General features: G+C 72.2%; 17 protein-coding genes. 13 read left to right on the top strand and 4 right to left on the bottom strand.

Annotated features, from left to right (window positions below):
* Window positions 1-2 precede the first annotated feature (2 nt).
* Genes sufC through SM418_RS13435 form a run of 4 tightly spaced genes read left to right on the top strand, consistent with a single transcriptional unit; the run spans window position 3 to window position 2,856 of the window.
* Window positions 3-767 carry a Fe-S cluster assembly ATPase SufC gene (gene sufC, locus SM418_RS13450; RefSeq protein WP_371942224.1) on the top strand — a complete coding sequence of 255 codons (765 nt, stop codon included), beginning with the start codon at window positions 3-5 and terminating at the stop codon, window positions 765-767.
* Window positions 764-2,026, top strand: a complete 1,263-nt coding sequence (locus SM418_RS13445) for a cysteine desulfurase (protein ID WP_371942223.1) — start codon at window positions 764-766, stop codon at window positions 2,024-2,026. The genes sufC and SM418_RS13445 overlap by 4 nt, the downstream gene beginning before the upstream one ends.
* Before the next feature lie 42 nt (window positions 2,027-2,068).
* Complete coding sequence (gene sufU / locus SM418_RS13440; RefSeq protein WP_371942222.1) at window positions 2,069-2,527, top strand: Fe-S cluster assembly sulfur transfer protein SufU; 459 nt, start codon at window positions 2,069-2,071, stop codon at window positions 2,525-2,527.
* Window positions 2,524-2,856, top strand: coding sequence for a metal-sulfur cluster assembly factor (locus SM418_RS13435; protein WP_371942221.1), 333 nt, complete (start codon window positions 2,524-2,526; stop codon window positions 2,854-2,856). Before sufU ends, SM418_RS13435 begins: the two co-directional genes overlap by 4 nt.
* Before the next feature lie 138 nt (window positions 2,857-2,994).
* Here SM418_RS13435 and SM418_RS13430 read toward each other — a convergent pair whose 3' ends face one another.
* Window positions 2,995-3,546, bottom strand: a complete 552-nt coding sequence (locus SM418_RS13430) for a hypothetical protein (RefSeq protein ID WP_443098379.1) — start codon at window positions 3,544-3,546, stop codon at window positions 2,995-2,997.
* Between the two features lie 132 nt (window positions 3,547-3,678).
* Here SM418_RS13430 and SM418_RS13425 point away from each other — a divergent pair, with 132 nt between their 5' ends.
* Together SM418_RS13425 and SM418_RS13420 are read left to right on the top strand one after the other, a co-directional pair.
* A complete protein-coding gene (locus SM418_RS13425; protein WP_371942219.1) occupies window positions 3,679-4,929 on the top strand; it encodes a sensor histidine kinase in 1,251 nt (416 codons plus the stop codon).
* Window positions 4,926-5,603, top strand: a complete 678-nt coding sequence (locus SM418_RS13420) for a response regulator (RefSeq protein WP_371942218.1) — start codon at window positions 4,926-4,928, stop codon at window positions 5,601-5,603. The genes SM418_RS13425 and SM418_RS13420 overlap by 4 nt, the downstream gene beginning before the upstream one ends.
* Before the next feature lie 124 nt (window positions 5,604-5,727).
* On the opposite strand, the gene SM418_RS13415 is transcribed toward SM418_RS13420, so the two are convergent.
* Window positions 5,728-6,123 (bottom strand): ABC transporter permease, encoded by a 396-nt coding sequence (locus tag SM418_RS13415; RefSeq protein ID WP_371942217.1) that lies wholly within the window; start codon window positions 6,121-6,123, stop codon window positions 5,728-5,730.
* A gap of 68 nt (window positions 6,124-6,191) precedes the next feature.
* On the opposite strand from SM418_RS13415, the gene SM418_RS13410 reads away from it, so the two are divergent.
* Genes SM418_RS13410 through SM418_RS13400 form a run of 3 tightly spaced genes read left to right on the top strand, consistent with a single transcriptional unit; the run spans window position 6,192 to window position 8,248 of the window.
* Entirely contained in the window at window positions 6,192-6,830 is a 639-nt protein-coding gene (locus SM418_RS13410) for an AIM24 family protein (protein WP_371942216.1), read from the top strand.
* Window positions 6,830-7,483, top strand: coding sequence for an AIM24 family protein (locus SM418_RS13405; RefSeq protein WP_371942215.1), 654 nt, complete (start codon window positions 6,830-6,832; stop codon window positions 7,481-7,483). The genes SM418_RS13410 and SM418_RS13405 overlap by 1 nt, the downstream gene beginning before the upstream one ends.
* Before the next feature lie 3 nt (window positions 7,484-7,486).
* Window positions 7,487-8,248 (top strand): AIM24 family protein, encoded by a 762-nt coding sequence (locus SM418_RS13400; RefSeq protein ID WP_371942214.1) that lies wholly within the window; start codon window positions 7,487-7,489, stop codon window positions 8,246-8,248.
* Window positions 8,249-8,285: 37 nt separating this feature from the next.
* Here SM418_RS13400 and SM418_RS13395 read toward each other — a convergent pair whose 3' ends face one another.
* Window positions 8,286-9,083, bottom strand: a complete 798-nt coding sequence (locus tag SM418_RS13395) for a VOC family protein (protein WP_371942213.1) — start codon at window positions 9,081-9,083, stop codon at window positions 8,286-8,288.
* Between the two features lie 271 nt (window positions 9,084-9,354).
* On the opposite strand from SM418_RS13395, the gene abc-f reads away from it, so the two are divergent.
* From abc-f to SM418_RS13380, 3 genes are all read left to right on the top strand, one after another.
* Window positions 9,355-10,953 carry a ribosomal protection-like ABC-F family protein gene (gene abc-f, locus SM418_RS13390; protein WP_371942212.1) on the top strand — a complete coding sequence of 533 codons (1,599 nt, stop codon included), beginning with the start codon at window positions 9,355-9,357 and terminating at the stop codon, window positions 10,951-10,953.
* Window positions 10,954-11,069: 116 nt separating this feature from the next.
* Window positions 11,070-11,282, top strand: a complete 213-nt coding sequence (locus SM418_RS13385; protein WP_021596738.1) for a helix-turn-helix domain-containing protein — start codon at window positions 11,070-11,072, stop codon at window positions 11,280-11,282.
* A gap of 174 nt (window positions 11,283-11,456) precedes the next feature.
* On the top strand, window positions 11,457-12,257 hold the full coding sequence (locus tag SM418_RS13380; protein ID WP_371942211.1) for an enoyl-CoA hydratase/isomerase family protein: 801 nt from the start codon (window positions 11,457-11,459) through the stop codon (window positions 12,255-12,257).
* Window positions 12,258-12,299: 42 nt separating this feature from the next.
* Here the strand turns inward: SM418_RS13380 and SM418_RS13375 are convergent, their stop codons facing one another.
* A complete protein-coding gene (locus tag SM418_RS13375; protein ID WP_371942210.1) occupies window positions 12,300-14,219 on the bottom strand; it encodes a Xaa-Pro dipeptidyl-peptidase in 1,920 nt (639 codons plus the stop codon).
* Window positions 14,220-14,403: 184 nt separating this feature from the next.
* Between SM418_RS13375 and SM418_RS13370 the strand changes: the two genes are divergently transcribed.
* Window positions 14,404-16,377 carry an ABC transporter ATP-binding protein gene (locus SM418_RS13370; RefSeq protein ID WP_371942267.1) on the top strand — a complete coding sequence of 658 codons (1,974 nt, stop codon included), beginning with the start codon at window positions 14,404-14,406 and terminating at the stop codon, window positions 16,375-16,377.
* The last annotated feature ends 1 nt before the right edge of the window (window position 16,378 follow it).

The raw sequence follows: 16,378 nt of genomic DNA, 5'->3' as shown, positions 1-16,378 counted from the left end.
CTATGGCCACGCTAGAGATCCGCGACCTCCACGTCTCCGTCGGCGACGGCTCCGACGGGTCGAAGGAGATCCTGCGCGGGGTCGACCTGACCGTGCAGGCCGGCGAGACCCACGCGATCATGGGGCCGAACGGCTCCGGCAAGTCCACCCTGGCCTACGCCGTCGCCGGGCACCCCAAGTACGAGGTGACGTCCGGGGCCGTCACACTGGACGGCGAGGACGTCCTCGCCATGTCGGTCGACGAGCGCGCCCGCGCCGGGATGTTCCTGGCGATGCAGTACCCGGTCGAGGTGCCGGGCGTGTCGGTCTCCAACTTCCTGCGCTCCGCCGTGACCGCCGTCCGCGGCGAGGCCCCGAAGCTCCGCGAGTTCTCCAAGGAGATGAAGCAGGCGATGGACAACCTGTCCATCGACCCGGCGTTCGCGCAGCGCAGCCTGAACGAGGGCTTCTCCGGCGGTGAGAAGAAGCGGCACGAGATCCTGCAGCTGGAGATGCTCAAGCCGAAGGTCGCGATCCTGGACGAGACCGACTCCGGCCTCGACGTCGACGCGCTCAAGGTCGTCTCCGAGGGCGTGAACCGGTTCGCGTCCGGCGACACCGGCGTCCTGCTCATCACCCACTACACCCGCATCCTGCGGTACGTGAAGCCCGACTTCGTGCACGTCTTCGCCGCCGGCCGCGTCGTCGCCGAGGGCGGGCCCGAGCTGGCCGACGAGCTGGAGGAGCAGGGCTACGAGAAGTACGTGAAGGCGGGCGCGTCGCTATGACCCTGCTGCCCGAGGAGCTGAAGAAGGACTTCCCGCTGCTGCGCCGCACGGTCCGCGGCGGGCGTCCTCTGGTGTACCTCGACTCGGGGGCGACCTCGCAGAAGCCCGTCCGGGTGCTGGACGCGGAGCGGGAGTTCTACGAGCGGCACAACGCGGCCCCGCACCGCGGTGCGCACCTGCTCGCCGAGGAGGCGACGGAGGCCTACGAGAACGCCCGCGCGTCGATCGCCCGGTTCATCGGCGCGACGCCGGGCGAGATCGTGTTCACCAAGAACGCCACCGAAGGCATCAACCTCGTCGCGTACGCGATGAGCAACGCCGCCACGGCGGGCCCGGAGGCCGCGCGGTTCGCGGTCGGCCCCGGCGACGAGGTCGTGGTGTCGGAGATGGAGCACCACGCGAACCTCGTCCCGTGGCAGCAGCTGTGCCGCCGCACCGGAGCGACGCTGCGCTGGTTCGGGCTGACCGACGAGGGCCGCCTGGACCTGGACGACCTCGACGACCTGGTCAACGAGCGCACCAAGATCGTCGCGCTGACGCACCAGTCGAACGTCCTCGGGACCGTCCCGCCGGTCGAGCGGATCGTGCGGCGCGCCCACGCGGTCGGCGCCCTCGTCCTGCTGGACGCCGCGCAGTCGGTCCCGCACCAGCCGGTCGACGTGACCGCGCTGGGCGCCGACTTCCTGGCGTTCTCCGGTCACAAGATGCTCGGCCCGACCGGCATCGGCGTGCTGTGGGGCCGCGGTGAGCTGCTGGAGGCCATGCCGCCGTTCATCACCGGCGGTTCCATGATCGAGGTCGTCCGCATGGAGGAGAGCACCTTCATGCCGCCGCCGCAGCGGTTCGAGGCCGGCGTCCCGATGACGGCGCAGGCGATCGGGCTCGGCGTCGCGTGCGACTACCTCGCCGACATCGGCATGGACCGCGTCCACGCGCACGAGGAGGCCCTGGTCGGCTACTCCCTCGAACGGCTCGGCGAGATCCCCGGCGTCCGCGTCATCGGCCCCGGCACCACGGAGGCGCGCGGCGGCGCGGTGTCGTTCACCGTGGAGGACATCCACCCGCACGACGTCGGCCAGGTCCTGGACGACCTGGGCGTCGAGGTCCGCGTCGGCCATCACTGCGCGTGGCCGATCTGCCGGCGCTTCGGCATCCCGGCGACCACCCGCGCGACGTTCTACCTCTACAACACCCTCGGCGACGTGGACGCGCTCGCCGACGGGGTGCGGTACGCGCAGAAGTTCTTCGGAACACACTGAGCGACGGCCCGGTTGTAGCGAGAAAGGCTTGGAAGGGACGACATGCAGCTGGAGGCGATGTACCAGGAGGTCATCCTGGACCATTACCGCAACCCCCTGCACAAGGGGCTGCGGGAGCCGTTCGAGGGCGAGGCGCACCACGTCAACCCGACCTGCGGTGACGAGGTGACGCTGCGCGTCCACCTGGACGGCGACGGTCAGGACGCCACGGTCGCCGACGTCTCCTACGACGCCATGGGCTGCTCGATCAGCCAGGCCAGCGCCTCGGTGATGTCCGACCTGATCATCGGAAAGTCCGTGAAGGAGGCGATGGCCGTCGGCGAGGAGTTCCTGGCGCTGATGCAGTCCCGCGGCCGGGACGTCGAGCCGGACGAGGACGTCCTGGAGGACGCCATCGCCTTCGCCGGGGTCTCCAAGTACCCCGCCAGGATCAAATGCGCCCTGCTCGCCTGGATGGCGTGGAAGGACGCGACCGCACGCGCACTCGGAGAGGCATCATGACCGACACGCCCGCGACCGGCTCGACCGTCCAGGAGGAAGAGGTCCTGGAGGCCCTGAAGGACGTCGTCGACCCCGAGCTCGGCATCAACGTCGTCGACCTCGGCCTGATCTACGGGGTCAACCTCGACGACGAGGTGGCCACCCTCGACATGACGCTCACCAGCGCCGCCTGCCCGCTCACCGACGTCATCGAGGACCAGGCCCACAGCGCGCTGGAGGGCCTCGTCAAGGACGTCAAGATCAACTGGGTATGGCTCCCGCCGTGGGGCCCGGACAAGATCACCGAAGACGGGCGCGACCAGCTCCGCGCCCTCGGCTTCAACGTCTGAGACCTCCGCGACGGCCGCGCCCCCGCCCGGGAGCGCGGCCGCACGCGTCTTCGGGTCCCTTCCTGGCATGCCCGGCCCGGGTGCTGGAGTTCCTGCGGGGCGCTCCGGAGAACGCGGGGGAGTTCGAACTGCCGATCGTCACCCTCGCCGTGCGCGCTCCTTCGGCTTCGCGGGCCAGAGGGTGTGCGTGATCGGCCACAGCGACCAGATCGCGAGGATCGCGCCGAGGCGCGCCAGCCAGCCGCGGAGGGCCTGGGAGCGGTCGGCGTCGCCAACGAGGACGATCATCGCCAGGAGCAGGCCGCAGGCGACGGCCGTCGCGACGGCGGCCTTGCCGAACTCGCGCCACTCGTGGCGGGTGCGCGCCCGGCCGTACGCGGGCCTGCCGCGCGGGGGCGGGCCGCCGGCGAACCGGTGCGCGAAGTGCTCGTCGGCCCAGCGGACCATGCTGTGCCCGAACGCGACCGAGTAGCCGAGGTAGGCGGCGGCCAGGCCGTGGGCGGCGCTCGCGGTCGCCCCGTTCCGCAGATCGACCGCCGTGGCGGCGAGCAGCACCAGGTCGACCAGCGGGACGCAGAGCAGCAGGGTCGCGCCGGTGCGGCGCAGGCGCAGCGGGTAGCGGGCGAGGAGGCCGGTGGCGAGGACGACCCAGAAGCCGATCTCGCAGCCGGCGATGACGGCGATGAGCACGTCCTCCATCGTTCCGGCGGCGAGAGGGCGGTTCCTCGTCTGCGGTGAGGTTCGCGAGGTCGTCCGAACGATGTACGCGGCATCCGCACCCGGGGGGAGGAGGCATGGCGTCCGGGATGCTGAGATGGACCCGTGCACCTGATCCGACGGCCGACCACGCGCCAGGACGCGCTGATCGTCGTGGCGGCGCTGGCCGGCGGGCTGCTGATGCTCGCGGCGCACGGCTACTCGACATGGTCGCCGGACTGGGACCCCTCGCGCTGGGTGCGGCTCGTCCCGCTGCTCGGACTGTGCGCGACGATGCTGCTGCGGAGGACCGCGCCGCTCACCGGGCTGGCGCTGGCGACCCCGTTCAACTTCGTCGACGTGGCGTTCGGGCCGAGCATCGCGACCGCGATGATCTACGGTGACGCCCTGTACGCGGCGAGCGTGTACGGGCGGCGGCGGACGGCGGAGTGGCTCCTCGGGGCGACCGTGCTCGCCTCGCTGGGGGTGGCGGCCGGCGCCGGGATCGCGCTGCGGGGCGCCGGTGCCGGCGTGGTCGCGGGCGCGGTCGCCGGGCTGGTCTGGGTGGCCCCGGTGCTGACCGCGATGGCCGTCCGCGAGCACCGGTTCCGGGCCGAGGCGGAGCGGCGCCGGGCCGAGGCCGAGCGGGAGCGGGCCGAGCAGGTGGCGCGGCTGGCGGAGCTGGACCGGCGCGCCGCGGTGAACGCCGAGCGGGCCCGGATGGCCCGCGAGCTGCACGATGTGATCGCCAACCATCTCAGCGCGGTGGCGCTGCACTCCTCGGCCCTGCTGCGGGTGCCCGACCTCGGCCGGGACGAGATCGAGCGCGCCATGGAGGTCATCCGGGAGAACAGCGTGCTGGGCCTGGCCGAGATGCGGCGGATGATCGGGCTGCTGCGCGACGGCGGCGAGGACCCGGCCGCCCGGCCGCGGCTCGCCGAGCTGGACCGGCTCGTCCGGCACACCGGGCGGCCGGATCTGTCGGCGGGCCTGGAGATCGCGGGCGAGCCGTCGGAGCTGCCGGCGGCGGTGGAGCTGGCCGCGTACCGGATCGTCCAGGAGTCGCTGACCAACGCGCTCAAGCACGGTGGGCCGGGCCGCGCCGAGGTCCGGGTCGAGTACGGCCGGCGGCTGGTGATCGACGTGCTGAGCCCGCTCGGCCGGGAGGGGGCGCGGCTGCCGGGCAGCGGCACCGGCCTGGTCGGGATGCGCGAGCGCGCGACGATGCTGGCCGGCGAGTTCGACGCGGGGCCGGACGGCGGCCGGTGGCGGGTGCACGCCGAACTGCCGGTCGACCACACCGAGCTCGACCGCACGGAATCCGGCCGCACCGAACCCGGCCACACCGAACTCGACCACGTGGAGAGGGCGCCATGATCGAGGTGCTGGTCGCCGACGACCAGGCGGCGGTGCGGGCCGGCCTGGTGCTGATCCTGCGCGGCGCGCCGGACGTCCGGGTCGTCGGCGAGGCCGCGGACGGGGCACGGGCGGTCGAACTGGCCCGCGAGCTGCGCCCCGACGTGGTGCTCATGGACGTCCGCATGCCCCGCCTGGACGGCATCAGCGCGACCCGGGAGATCACCGGGTTCACCGACGTCCTGGTCCTGACCACGTTCGACATGGACGAGTACGTGTTCGGCGCGCTGCGGGCCGGCGCCGCGGGCTTCCTGCTGAAGGACGTGGACGCCGACCGGCTCGTGGACGCCGTCCGGACGGTCGCCGCGGGCGACGGCGTCATCGCCCCGGGGGTCACGCGGCGGCTGATCGGCGCGTTCGCGTCCCGTCCGGCGGCCCCGGAGCGGTCGCCCGCCCTGGACGAGTTGACGCCGCGCGAGCGCGAGGTGTTCGCGTGCCTGGGCGAGGGCATGTCGAACGCGCAGATAGCGGCCCGCCTCGTCATGGCGGAGACGACCACCAAGACGCACGTCAGCCGCATCCTGGGCAAACTGGGGCTGGCCAGCCGCGTCCAGGCGGCCATTCTCGCGCAGGAAACGCTCGCCACCGGACTTTCCCGGCGTGATCCGGACGAGAAGCCGCTCGACGCGCGCTGACGCCGCAGAGGCGGTCTCAGCGCGACATCACCTCAGTACGGGACCGGCCCCTGGCGCTGCCGGGCCCGGGACCAGGGCCGATGCCACCCCCTTGCCGGAGAAGGCACCTCATGGTTCGCGCAGTTCAGAGGCTCCGGGTCCCGGCGAGGGCGGACAGCAGGTAGGTCACGCCGGCGACGGCCGCGAGCCACGCGTAGGCGGTGATGTCGGAACCGCGCAGCGCCTGGACGACGAGCCCTCCGACCACCGCGACGGTCAGCACGTCCCCGGTCATCGCGGCGGCGCGCAGGTGCGCGCGGGCCCGGGTGCCGGAGCCGAACCCGTCGCTGACCGGCAGCGCCGGCTCGTTGCGCCGGTAGGCGAGGCAGCCCGCGTACCCGGCGAGCGCGGCCAGCGCGATGAGGGCCGTCCCGGACCGTCCTTCGGCGGCCAGCACGGCCCCGACCACCACACCGGCGCAGAGGACGAGCCCTGGCACGGCCCACCGGCTGAGACTGCGGCGTTCGGGAGCGATCCACATGGTGCTCATCCTTCCCGATGTGCGCGTGAGCGGGACCGGCAACGCGCCGGGCGGTATCTTCTCGCTTCGTGGCGCAATTTCGAATGAACGGGTCGAAGATGCTCGCCGTCGACCTAGCGGGCGAGACGATCAGGGCGCTGAACGGGTCCATGGTCGCCTACGAGGGCCAGATGGCGTTCAAGCGGCAGGGCATGACGGGCGGCGAGGGGCTGCGGGGCGCCCTCAAGCGGAGGATCGCGGGCGAGGGCATCACCCTCATGGAGGTCACCGGGCAGGGGACGGTCTACCTGGCGAGCGAGGCGACGGAGGTCACGCTCGTGCAGCTCACCGGCGACACCCTGTTCGTCGAGTCGGAGAGCCTGCTGGCCCTCGACGGGAACCTGCAGACCGGCGTCCAGTTCGTGGGGCTGCGGGGCATGGGCACCGGCCAGGGCCTCGCCACCACGAAGGTGGACGGGCACGGGACGGTCGCGATCCTGTCCGAGGGGCCGGCCATCGCGCTGGAGGTGACGCCGCAGACACCGCTGTGCGTCGACCCCCACGCCTACGTCTGCCATCACGGGCGGCTCCAGCAGGACGTGGTCACCGACGTCAACTGGCGGACGGTGATCGGCCAGGGATCAGGGGAGAGCGTGCAGTTCCGGTATCAGGGGCACGGGCTGGTCTACGTCCAGCCGGCCGAGCGCGGCGGAATTCTGGAGATCTGATGCCCGGGTACCAGTCGATCAACTCCAAGATGCTCCACGTGCCGATCGGGCCCGGGCAGGAGGTCTACAGCAGGCGCGGCGCGATGCTCGGCTACACCGGGCCGGTGTCGTTCGCGCCGTCCACCACGGCCGGACAGGGCGTCGGCGGCGCCATCGGGCGCGCCGTCGCCGGCGAGCGCAGCGCGATGATGCACGTGACCGGGCAGGGCAGCGTCCTGTTCGGGCAGCGTGGGCTGCACGTCACCGTCGTCGAGCTGAACGGCGCCGACACCCTGTACGCCGAGGCCGACCGGCTCCTCGTCCATGACGCGACCCTGCAGGTCGGGACGATGTTCATGGGCGAGCAGGGCGGCGTGCGCGGCATCGTGCGCGGCGCGGTCACCGGGCAGGGCCTGTTCACCACGACGCTCACCGGGCACGGCTCGTGCGCGCTGCTGTCGCACGGCGGCGTGCTGGAGTTGCCGATCACCCCCCAGCGTCCCGTGCACGTCGACCCCCAGGCGTACGTGGCCCACCGCGGCCAGGTGCAGAACAAGCTGACGACGGCGGTGGGCGTGCGCGACCTGATCGGACGCGGTTCCGGCGAGGGCTTCCAACTGGAGCTGAGCGGCTCCGGCGTCGTCTACGTCCAGGCCAGCGAGAGGAAGATCTGACCCGTGAGCACGTTCGGCACGCAGACCTGGAACCCCTACACGCTTCCGTCCAACGACAACGTCAACCCGTACGCCTTCAGCGTCGACCTCAACGGGCAGTGGTTCGCGCAGAAGGGCAAGATGATCGCCTACTACGGGCAGATCAGGTTCGAGGCGCTGTCGGCGGGGCCGCTGGACTCCCTCGTCGCGCACACCTTCAACTCCCCGCTCTACGCGCAGGACTGGATCGTCGCGCAGGGGCAGGGCAAGCTCGTCCTCGCCGACCGCGGCTTCGACGTCAACTCCTTCGACCTGGAGGACGGGAACCTCACGGTCCGGGCCGGGAACCTGCTCGCGTTCGAGCCCGGCCTCGAGCTGAAGCAGTCGATCATCCCCGGGTTCCTCACGCTGATCGGCACCGGGCGGTTCGTGGCGGCCTCCAACGGGCCGGTCCACTTCGTCGAGCCGCCGATCAGGATCGACCCGCAGGCGCTGCTCGGCTGGGCCGACTGCCCGTCGCCCTGCCACCACTACGACCACTCCTACATGCGCGGTACGTTCGGCGCCGCCCGGATGGTGTTCGGGATCGGCGGCCAGTCCGGCGAGGAGCACCAGTTCGACTTCACCGGCAAGGGCACCGTGCTGATGCAGTCGTCGGAGGCCGTGATGAACGAGGACGTCCTGCTGCGCGACCTCGAAGGCCAGATCGGGCTGGTCGGCACGTCGGGGCTCCAGCGGCTCCACCAGACGATCGGGCAGCGGCTCGCCGCCGAGCGCCAGGGCTGAGCTCCGGGGGCCCGGACGCCCCGGGCCCCCGGACCGGTCATGACCCGGGTTCGGGCGCCGGCTTCATCACGTGGAAGGGCACCCCGAACGGGTCGCGGACGGCGGCGGACCGGCCGTAGGGGCTGTCGGCCGGCTCGGAGTCGATCGTGCCGCCGCCCGCCCGGACCTTGCGGACCGCCGCGTCGGCGTCGTCGACCGAGAAGTAGGTCGCCCAGGCCGGGACGGGGGCGCCGCCGCCGCCGAGGACGATGCCGCCCCCGCCGCGGATCCCGCCGATGTAGCGTCCGTCGCCCGCCCGCCGCAGGACGATGTAGTCCATGCCGCCCGGCATCGGCTCCAGCTCGAAGCCGAACACCGCCCGGTAGAACTCGCCGGCGGCCGCGGGGTCGGGCGTGGCCAGCTCGTTCCAGACGAACGAGCCGGGGGCGTTGACGATCCGCGAACCGGGGTGGGCGCGGCCCTGCCAGAGGCCGAACTGCCCTCCCTGCGAGTCCTTGAGGAAGGCCATGCGGCCCTGGTCCATGACGTCCATGGCCGGGACGACGACCTCCCCGCCCGCGTCCGTGGCGCGCTTGGCGAGCCCGTCGCAGTCGTCGGCGGCGAAGTAGACGCTCCACCAGTACACGTCGGGCTGGTCGTCCGGGTTCAGCATCATCCCGGCGACGGGCTCGCCGCGCAGCATGCACAGGTTGTAGTGGCCCGCCTCGGCTCCCGCGTCCTCGAACTGCCAGCCGAGGAGCGTCCCGTAGAACGTCTTGGCCCGGTCGAGGTCGGGGACCCCGATGTCGAGCCAGTTGGGCGTCCCGTCCGGCACGTTGCTCGTGACTTGGGTCATCCGACTCACACTCCTTCGTGCTGGGACCGCAGCCCCGCTGTCGTCCCGTCGCACGCCCGCCACCTCCCATCCTGGCCCCCGCGGCGGCGTTCACACCTCGCCGCCGCCCCGAATCGGCATGGCCGGGCGCGGCCCGCGGTCACGTACACTGTTCGGATGGTTCCGCTCCCGAACTGACAGTGCGTCCGGCGCGCCCACGGTCGATGGACCGCGCGGCGCGCCGTTTCGTGCGCCTGTCCACCGAGCCGTCCGTCAGGGGAGCCCTGTCACTGTGATCATCGCTAAAGACATCGAGCTGCGCGCCGGGTCCCGGCTGCTGATCGAGGCCGCCACGTTCCGGGTCAACCCCGGCGACCGGGTCGGCTTCGTCGGGCGCAACGGCGCCGGCAAGACCACCCTCACCAAGGTGCTGGCCGGGGAGGCGCTGCCCGCGCAGGGCGCCGTGACGTCCTCCGGCACGATCGGCTACCTGCCGCAGGACCCGCGCGGCGTCGACCTCGACGAGCTGGCCCGCGACAGGATCCTGTCGGCCCGCGGGCTGGACGAGGTGATCCGCAAGCTGCGCGCCGCCGAGGACGCCATGGCGACCGCGACGGGCGCCGACCGGGACAAGGCCGTCCGCCGCTACGGGCGCCTCGAGGAGCGCCTGCACGTCCTCGGCGGCTACAGCGCGGAGGCGGAGGCGGCGTCGATCGCCTCCAGCCTCGGCCTGCCGGACCGGGTGATGGCCCAGCCCCTCGGCACGCTGTCGGGCGGCCAGCGGCGCCGGGTCGAGCTGGCGCGCATCCTGTTCTCCGGCGCCGACACCCTGCTGCTGGACGAGCCGACCAACCACCTGGACGCCGACTCGATCGTCTGGCTCCGCGACTTCCTGAAGGGCCACCAGGGCGGCCTGGTCGTGATCAGCCACGACGTGGAGCTGCTGGACGCGGTCGTCAACCGGGTCTTCCACCTGGACGCCAACCGCAGCGTGATCGACATCTACAACGTCGGCTGGAAGAAGTACCTCGACCAGCGGGAGACCGACGAGCGGCGCCGCAAGCGCGAGTCGGCCAACGCGCACCGGCAGGCGTCCGCGCTGCTGTCGCAGGCCGACAAGATGCGCGCGAAGGCGACCAAGGCGAAGGCGGCCCAGCAGATGGACCGGCGCGCCAGGCAGCTGCTGTCCGGCGTCGAGGGCGAGCGGCAGGCCGACAAGGTGGCCAAGATCCGCTTCCCGGACCCGGCTCCGTGCGGCAAGACCCCCCTCACCGCGGAGGGTTTGTCGAAATCGTACGGATCTTTGGAGATTTTCACCGACGTGGACCTGGCCGTCGACCGGGGCAGCCGGGTCGTCGTCCTCGGCCTGAACGGCGCCGGCAAGACCACGCTGCTGCGCCTGCTGGGCGGCGTCGACGAGCCCGACACCGGCTCGGTGGTGGCCGGTCACGGCCTGCGGATCGGCTACTACGCCCAGGAGCACGAGACCCTGGACGTCGGCCGGTCCGTCCTGGAGAACATGCAGTCCGCCGCGCCCGGCATGGCGCCGGTCGAGGTCCGCAAGATCCTCGGCTCGTTCCTGTTCTCCGGCGACGACGTCGACAAGCCCGCCGGGGTCCTGTCCGGCGGCGAGAAGACCCGGCTGGCGCTGGCGATGCTCGTGGTGTCGAGCGCGAACGTCCTGCTGCTGGACGAGCCCACCAACAACCTCGACCCGGCCAGCCGGGAGGAGATCCTCGGCGCCCTGCGGACGTTCGCCGGAGCCATCGTCCTGGTGACCCACGACGAGGGGGCGGTGGAGGCGCTCGCACCGGAAAGAGTGATTTTGCTGCCCGATGGTGTGGAAGACATCTGGAGTGACGAGTTTGCCGATCTGGTGGCGCTCGCGTGACCTGCGAGGTGACTTCCGCAGATCTTTTCTGGCCGAGTGGGTAGCCGAACAGCCGGGAATGACTGATCATGGCGGGGGATAACGCAGCGGTCACCACATCACTACGGGAGGTACTCGTGGCCGAGACCCTTAAGAAGGGCACCCGCGTGACCGGTGCCGAGCGCGACAAGCTGGCGGCGGACCTGAAGAAGAGGTACGACTCCGGCGAGAGCATCCGCGCCCTGGCAGCCGCCACCGGCCGTTCGTACGGTTTCATCCACCGGATTCTGACCGAGTCCGGCGTCAACCTGCGCGGTCGCGGCGGCGCGACCCGGGGCAAGAAGTCCTGACCGGACACCTGCCCCCGGATGAGCGCACCGTCTGATCCGGCGCCGCGACCGGCCGAGTAGGGTTCGGTCGCGGCGGCGGACCGGGCGAGCGGGTCCCGCCCCGTGGACGGCGGGGCGGGCCCGCCATGCCCGTGCCGTGTCCGGCGCGGGGCACGCTCATCGAAAGGAAGACCAGTGGGGGACGCGACAACGACGGGACGGCCGGAAACGGCCAGGGCGGACGCCGGCCTGGAGAAGGCCGGGCTCCGGCTGGACGTGGACGGCGCCGTCGCGACCGTCACCCTGAACCGGCCCGAGCGGCGCAACGCCATGACGTTCGACACATGGCGCGGGCTCGCCGCGATCGGCCGCTCCCTTCCGTCGGACGTGCGCGTCGTCGTCCTGCGGGGCGAGGGCCCGTGCTTCTCGGCGGGCATCGACCTCGGCATGTTCTCCGGTGAGGGCGAAGGCTTCACCGACGGCTCGGACGCCGAGGCCACCGACCGCTTCATCGCGGAGCTGCAGGAGGGCTACACCTGGCTGCGGCGCCCCGACATCGTCACGGTCGCGGCCGTGCACGGGCACGCGATCGGCGGCGGCTTCCAGCTCGCGCTGGCCTGCGACATCAGGGTGGCCGCCGACGACGTCAAGTTCTGCATGAAGGAGCCCGCGCTCGGGCTCGTCCCCGACCTGACCGGCACCAAGCCGCTGGTGGAGATCATCGGCATCGGGCGGGCGCTGGAGCTGTGCCTGACGGCGCGGACCGTCCACGCCGACGAGGCCGCCCGGCTCGGCCTCGCCGAGATCGTCGTCCCGCGCGACGGCCTGGACGGCGCCGTCGGCGACCTCGTGGCGTCGCTGCTCGCGGTGAACCCGGGCGCGGCCGTCGCGACCAAGCGGCTGCTGTGGGAGGCCGCCGAGAACACGCTCGAGCAGCAGTGCGCCGCCGAGCGCCGCGAGCAGATCGGCCGCCTCCGCCAGCTGTTCGGCAAGTGACCCCGGAGGGCGGGCCGGAACGCCCGGCCCGCCCTGGCGGGGCTACTCCAGCGACTCCCGGCCGCCGCGCGCAAGCGGCAGCAGCACCTTGCCGGCGCCGGGCCGCACCGTGACCTCCGTCCCGGCGGGGTAGCGCAGCGTGTAGTCGTAGTCGGTCGACAGCAGGATCACGCCGAGCCGGTGGCCGGCCTCCACCACGTAGTCGGTGGGTTCGAGGTCCCACCGGAACGTGTAGGTCTTCCCGGCCGTGATCGGCTCGGTGCGGCCGAAGTCGCGCCGGTTGCGGACGTCCAGCCAACCCCGGGTGATGATCTTGTAGGGGGCGGTCTCGGTCTGCAGCGCCTGCCGGATCGTGCAGCCCGTGTCACCCGGCACGCCCTCCCCGTAGCAGACCTGCTCGCCCGTGCTGACCCGGGCGCCGGTCGGACGGGTGCCGGTGCCGTAGTCGACCAGGAGCGCCGTCAGGTACGGGGACGGGCCGTCGAGCGAGGCCCGCAGCGAGACCGAGGAGATGCCGTTCACCCGGATGGCCCCGGGCAGCGGCCCGGTCAGGTAGGCGAGCCGGTTCGGGTCGGCGTGGTCCTCGCCGGTGAGGAGCTGCTCGGCGGTGCGGGTCCCGCCCGCGTCCACGAACGACTCGGCCGTGCCCGGCCGGGGCAGGAGGCCAAGGGTGCCCGGCTGCCCGGACGGCCCGGCGTTCAGGCTCACCGGGACGGTGCGGGTGCCGGGGACCGGCCAGTCGCGCGCGGTCTCCCACGTCCCGTCCGCGTGCTGGACGTCGACCCGCGGCTCGTGCTCGATCCCGTTGCGGATGCCGTAGAGGTAGCGGTCGAACCAGTGCAGGGTCTGCCGCAGCCACTCCTCGACCCGCCAGCTGAACGGCGTCGAGTGGTTGCCCTGGTGCAGCCACAGCTTCAGCGGGACGCCCGCCCGCTTCAGCGCGCTCCACCACTGCACCGAGTTCTTGATCTTGACGTTCCAGTCGTTGAGCCCGTGCACGACCATGACGGCGGCGCGCACCTTCCGCGCATCGCCCACGTAGTCGCGCTCGGCCCAGACCTTGGAGTAGTCGCCGGTCTCGCGGTCCTGGGTCGCCTCGATCTCGTCGATGACCTTCGCGCAGACCTCGGGGTTCCGGCGGGTCAGCACCGCCTTGGCCAGGACGTCGAGGTCCTCGCCCTGGTAGCCGCCGGGCGCGACCACGCCGCCGCCCGCGCGGTAGTAGTCGTACCAGCTGGAGATCCCGGCGATCGGGACGATGGCCTTCAGGCCCTCGACGCCCGTCGCGGCCGCCATGTTCGGCAGCGTCCCGTCGTAGGACTGGCCGATCATGCCGACGTTCCCGGTGGACCAGGTCGCCCGCACCGGCGTGCCGTCCGGCGCCCAGCCGCGGGCGCGGCCGTTCAGCCAGTCCACCGCCGCCTTGGCGCCCGCCTGCTCGCTGCGGTCCCCGGACGTGGGGCAGCCGGTCGAGCCGCCCGTCCCGATGCTGTCGAGGTCGGCGACCGCGTACCCGCGCGGCAGGAAGTAGTTGTCGTAGTACCCGGGGAAGAACTCGGCGAGGTTCCGCCGCGTCGTCGTCAGGGCGCCGCGCCGGGCGTCTCCCATGTCGACCGGGTGGTTGGGGACGTCGTTGATCCCGGCCCAGTACGGGCTGGGTTCCAGGATCGTCGGTACCTTGAGGCTGGCGGTGTCGGTCTCCTTGGGGCGCATGATCCGCATCTGCACCCGGTCCCGCACGCCGTCGCGGTCGCTGTCGGCCGTGGTCTCGATGTTGACGATCTGGGTGACGGCGTCGGCGCGGGAGAACACCGGCTGCGTCTCGCCGTTGCGCACCGTGACGCGCGGGGCGTCGCCCGCGGCCTCCCTCGCGGGGAGGGCCGCCGCGGGAAGCGCGGTCGTGGCGAGCAGTGCGGCGGTGAGGGTGATCACGCCGGCGCCGCCGGGAAGGTGTCGTCTCATTCGGGGCTCCCGGGGGGTGTGAGCCTGGGGATGTCGATCACGGTCGCACCGGCGCCGCGCCTTGTCCAGAGGCGGTTACGCCGTGAGCGGAGCCGGGAAGCCCGGCCGGGCGCGGCGGCGTTGTGCGGGCCGGATACTGAGATGCTTACTTGATTACGCCGAGGTGACGGAGGCGAATGTGGGAATGCCGGGAATGCCGGGCAACGGCTGGCAGGTGATGGCCTCGTTCCGCAAGGACAGCTCCGTCACCCAGCAGAAGCTCAAGCCCGGCACCGTCGGGCGGATCGCCGGGTATGCCCGTCCCTACATGCGCGAGCTGGTGATCTTCCTCGCGCTCAACTCGCTGGCCGCGCTGATCGTCGTCGCGAATCCGCTGCTGCTGAAGTCGATCATCGACAGCGGCATCGTGCCGGGCCGGCAGGGCGTCGTGATCTGGCTCGCAGCCGCCGTCGCGGGGCTCGCGGTGCTGGAGGCGGTGCTCGGCCTCGTGCAGCGCTGGTACTCGGCGCGCATCGGCGAGGGCCTCATCTACGACCTGCGCAGCCAGGTCTTCGCGCACGTCCAGCGGCAGCCCGTCGCGTTCTTCATGCGGGCGCAGACGGGCTCGCTCGTCAGCCGCCTCAACAACGACGTCATCGGCGCGCAGCGCGCCCTCACGACCACGCTGTCGTCGGTGGTCTCCAACGTGATCAGCCTGATCCTGGTGCTGGTCACGATGCTGATCCTCTCGTGGCAGGTCACGCTGATCGCGCTGCTACTGCTACCGATCTTCATCCTGCCTGCCAAGTGGGTCGGCAAGCGCCTCCAGCGCGTCAGCCGCGAGCAGATGGTGCTGGACGCCGAGATGGGCTCGCTGATGACCGAGCGGTTCAACGTCGCCGGCGCGATGCTCGCCAAGCTGTACGGGCGGCCCGCCGAGGAGGAGCAGAACTTCTCCGGCCGCGCCGCCCGCGTCCGCGACGTCGGCATCGTCGCCGCCATGTACGGGCGGGTCTTCTTCACCGCGCTGACGCTGGTGGCGGCGCTCGCCACCGCCATGGTCTACGGCGTCGGCGGCTACCTCGTCGTGGACGACACCCTCCAGCTCGGCACGCTCGTCGCGCTCGCCACCCTGCTGACCCGCATGTACGGGCCGCTGACCGCGCTGTCGAACGTCCACGTGGACGTGATGACCGCGCTCGTCAGCTTCGACCGGGTCTTCGAGGTGCTCGACCTCAAGCCGCTGATCCGCGACCGCGAGGACGCCCGGACGCTGGCCGAGAAGCGCGCGCCGTCCGGGAACGGCGCCGGGCCGTCCACCGTGAAGGCGCCGTCGGTGGAGTTCGACCACGTCCGGTTCGCCTACCCGTCGGCGGACGAGGTGTCGCTGGCCTCGCTGGAGTCGATCGCCCGGACCGACACCGCGCCCGGCCGGGAGGTCCTGCACGACGTCGACTTCCGGGCCGAGCCGGGGCAGCTCGTCGCGCTCGTCGGGCCGTCCGGCGCGGGCAAGTCGACGATCACGCACCTGGTGTCGCGCCTGTACGACGTGTCCGGCGGCGCGGTCCGCGTCGGCGGCGCCGACGTGCGCGAGGTGACCCTGGAGTCCCTGCGCGCCGCGGTCGGCGTGGTCAGCCAGGACGCGCACCTGTTCCACGACTCGATCCGGGAGAACATGCGCTACGCCCGGCCGGACGCCACCGACGAGGAGATCCTCGCGGCCGTGGAGGCCGCGCACATCGGCGATCTCGTCGCCGACATGCCCGACGGCCTGGACACCGTCGTCGGCGACCGCGGCTACCGGCTGTCGGGCGGCGAGAAGCAGCGCCTCGCGATCGCGCGGCTGCTGCTGAAGGCGCCGTCCGTCGTCGTGCTGGACGAGGCGACCGCGCACCTGGACTCCGAGTCCGAGGCGGCCGTCCAGCGGGCGCTGCGCACCGCCCTGTCCGGCCGGACGTCGCTGGTGATCGCGCATCGGCTGTCCACGATCCGGGAGGCCGACCAGATCCTCGTGATCGAGGGCGGCCGGGTCGCCGAGCGCGGCCGGCACGAGGAGCTGCTGCTGGAGGGCGGCCTGTACGCCGAGCTGTACCGCACGCAGTTCTCCCACCAGCGGGACGAGCTGTGGGGTCAGGGGCCCGACGAGGGGCGCGCGACCGAGCCGCTGGGCGCCGAGTAGC

It is taken from the genome of Actinomadura chokoriensis, from assembly GCF_041463665.1.
Classification (GTDB): Bacteria; Actinomycetota; Actinomycetes; order Streptosporangiales; family Streptosporangiaceae; genus Spirillospora; species Spirillospora chokoriensis_A.
Note: the sequence above shows the minus strand (reverse complement) of the source record. Positions and strands in the feature narration are given on the sequence as shown.

Coding starts and splice junctions, on each gene's coding strand:
- sufC (WP_371942224.1), top strand. CDS start 3: ATGGCCACGCTAGAGATCCGCGACCTCCACGTCTCCGTCGGCGACGGC.
- SM418_RS13445 (WP_371942223.1), top strand. CDS start 764: ATGACCCTGCTGCCCGAGGAGCTGAAGAAGGACTTCCCGCTGCTGCGC.
- sufU (WP_371942222.1), top strand. CDS start 2,069: ATGCAGCTGGAGGCGATGTACCAGGAGGTCATCCTGGACCATTACCGC.
- SM418_RS13435 (WP_371942221.1), top strand. CDS start 2,524: ATGACCGACACGCCCGCGACCGGCTCGACCGTCCAGGAGGAAGAGGTC.
- SM418_RS13420 (WP_371942218.1), top strand. CDS start 4,926: ATGATCGAGGTGCTGGTCGCCGACGACCAGGCGGCGGTGCGGGCCGGC.
- SM418_RS13415 (WP_371942217.1), bottom strand. CDS start 6,123: ATGTGGATCGCTCCCGAACGCCGCAGTCTCAGCCGGTGGGCCGTGCCA.
- SM418_RS13405 (WP_371942215.1), top strand. CDS start 6,830: ATGCCCGGGTACCAGTCGATCAACTCCAAGATGCTCCACGTGCCGATC.
- SM418_RS13395 (WP_371942213.1), bottom strand. CDS start 9,083: ATGACCCAAGTCACGAGCAACGTGCCGGACGGGACGCCCAACTGGCTC.
- SM418_RS13375 (WP_371942210.1), bottom strand. CDS start 14,219: ATGAGACGACACCTTCCCGGCGGCGCCGGCGTGATCACCCTCACCGCC.
- SM418_RS13370 (WP_371942267.1), top strand. CDS start 14,404: ATGCCGGGAATGCCGGGCAACGGCTGGCAGGTGATGGCCTCGTTCCGC.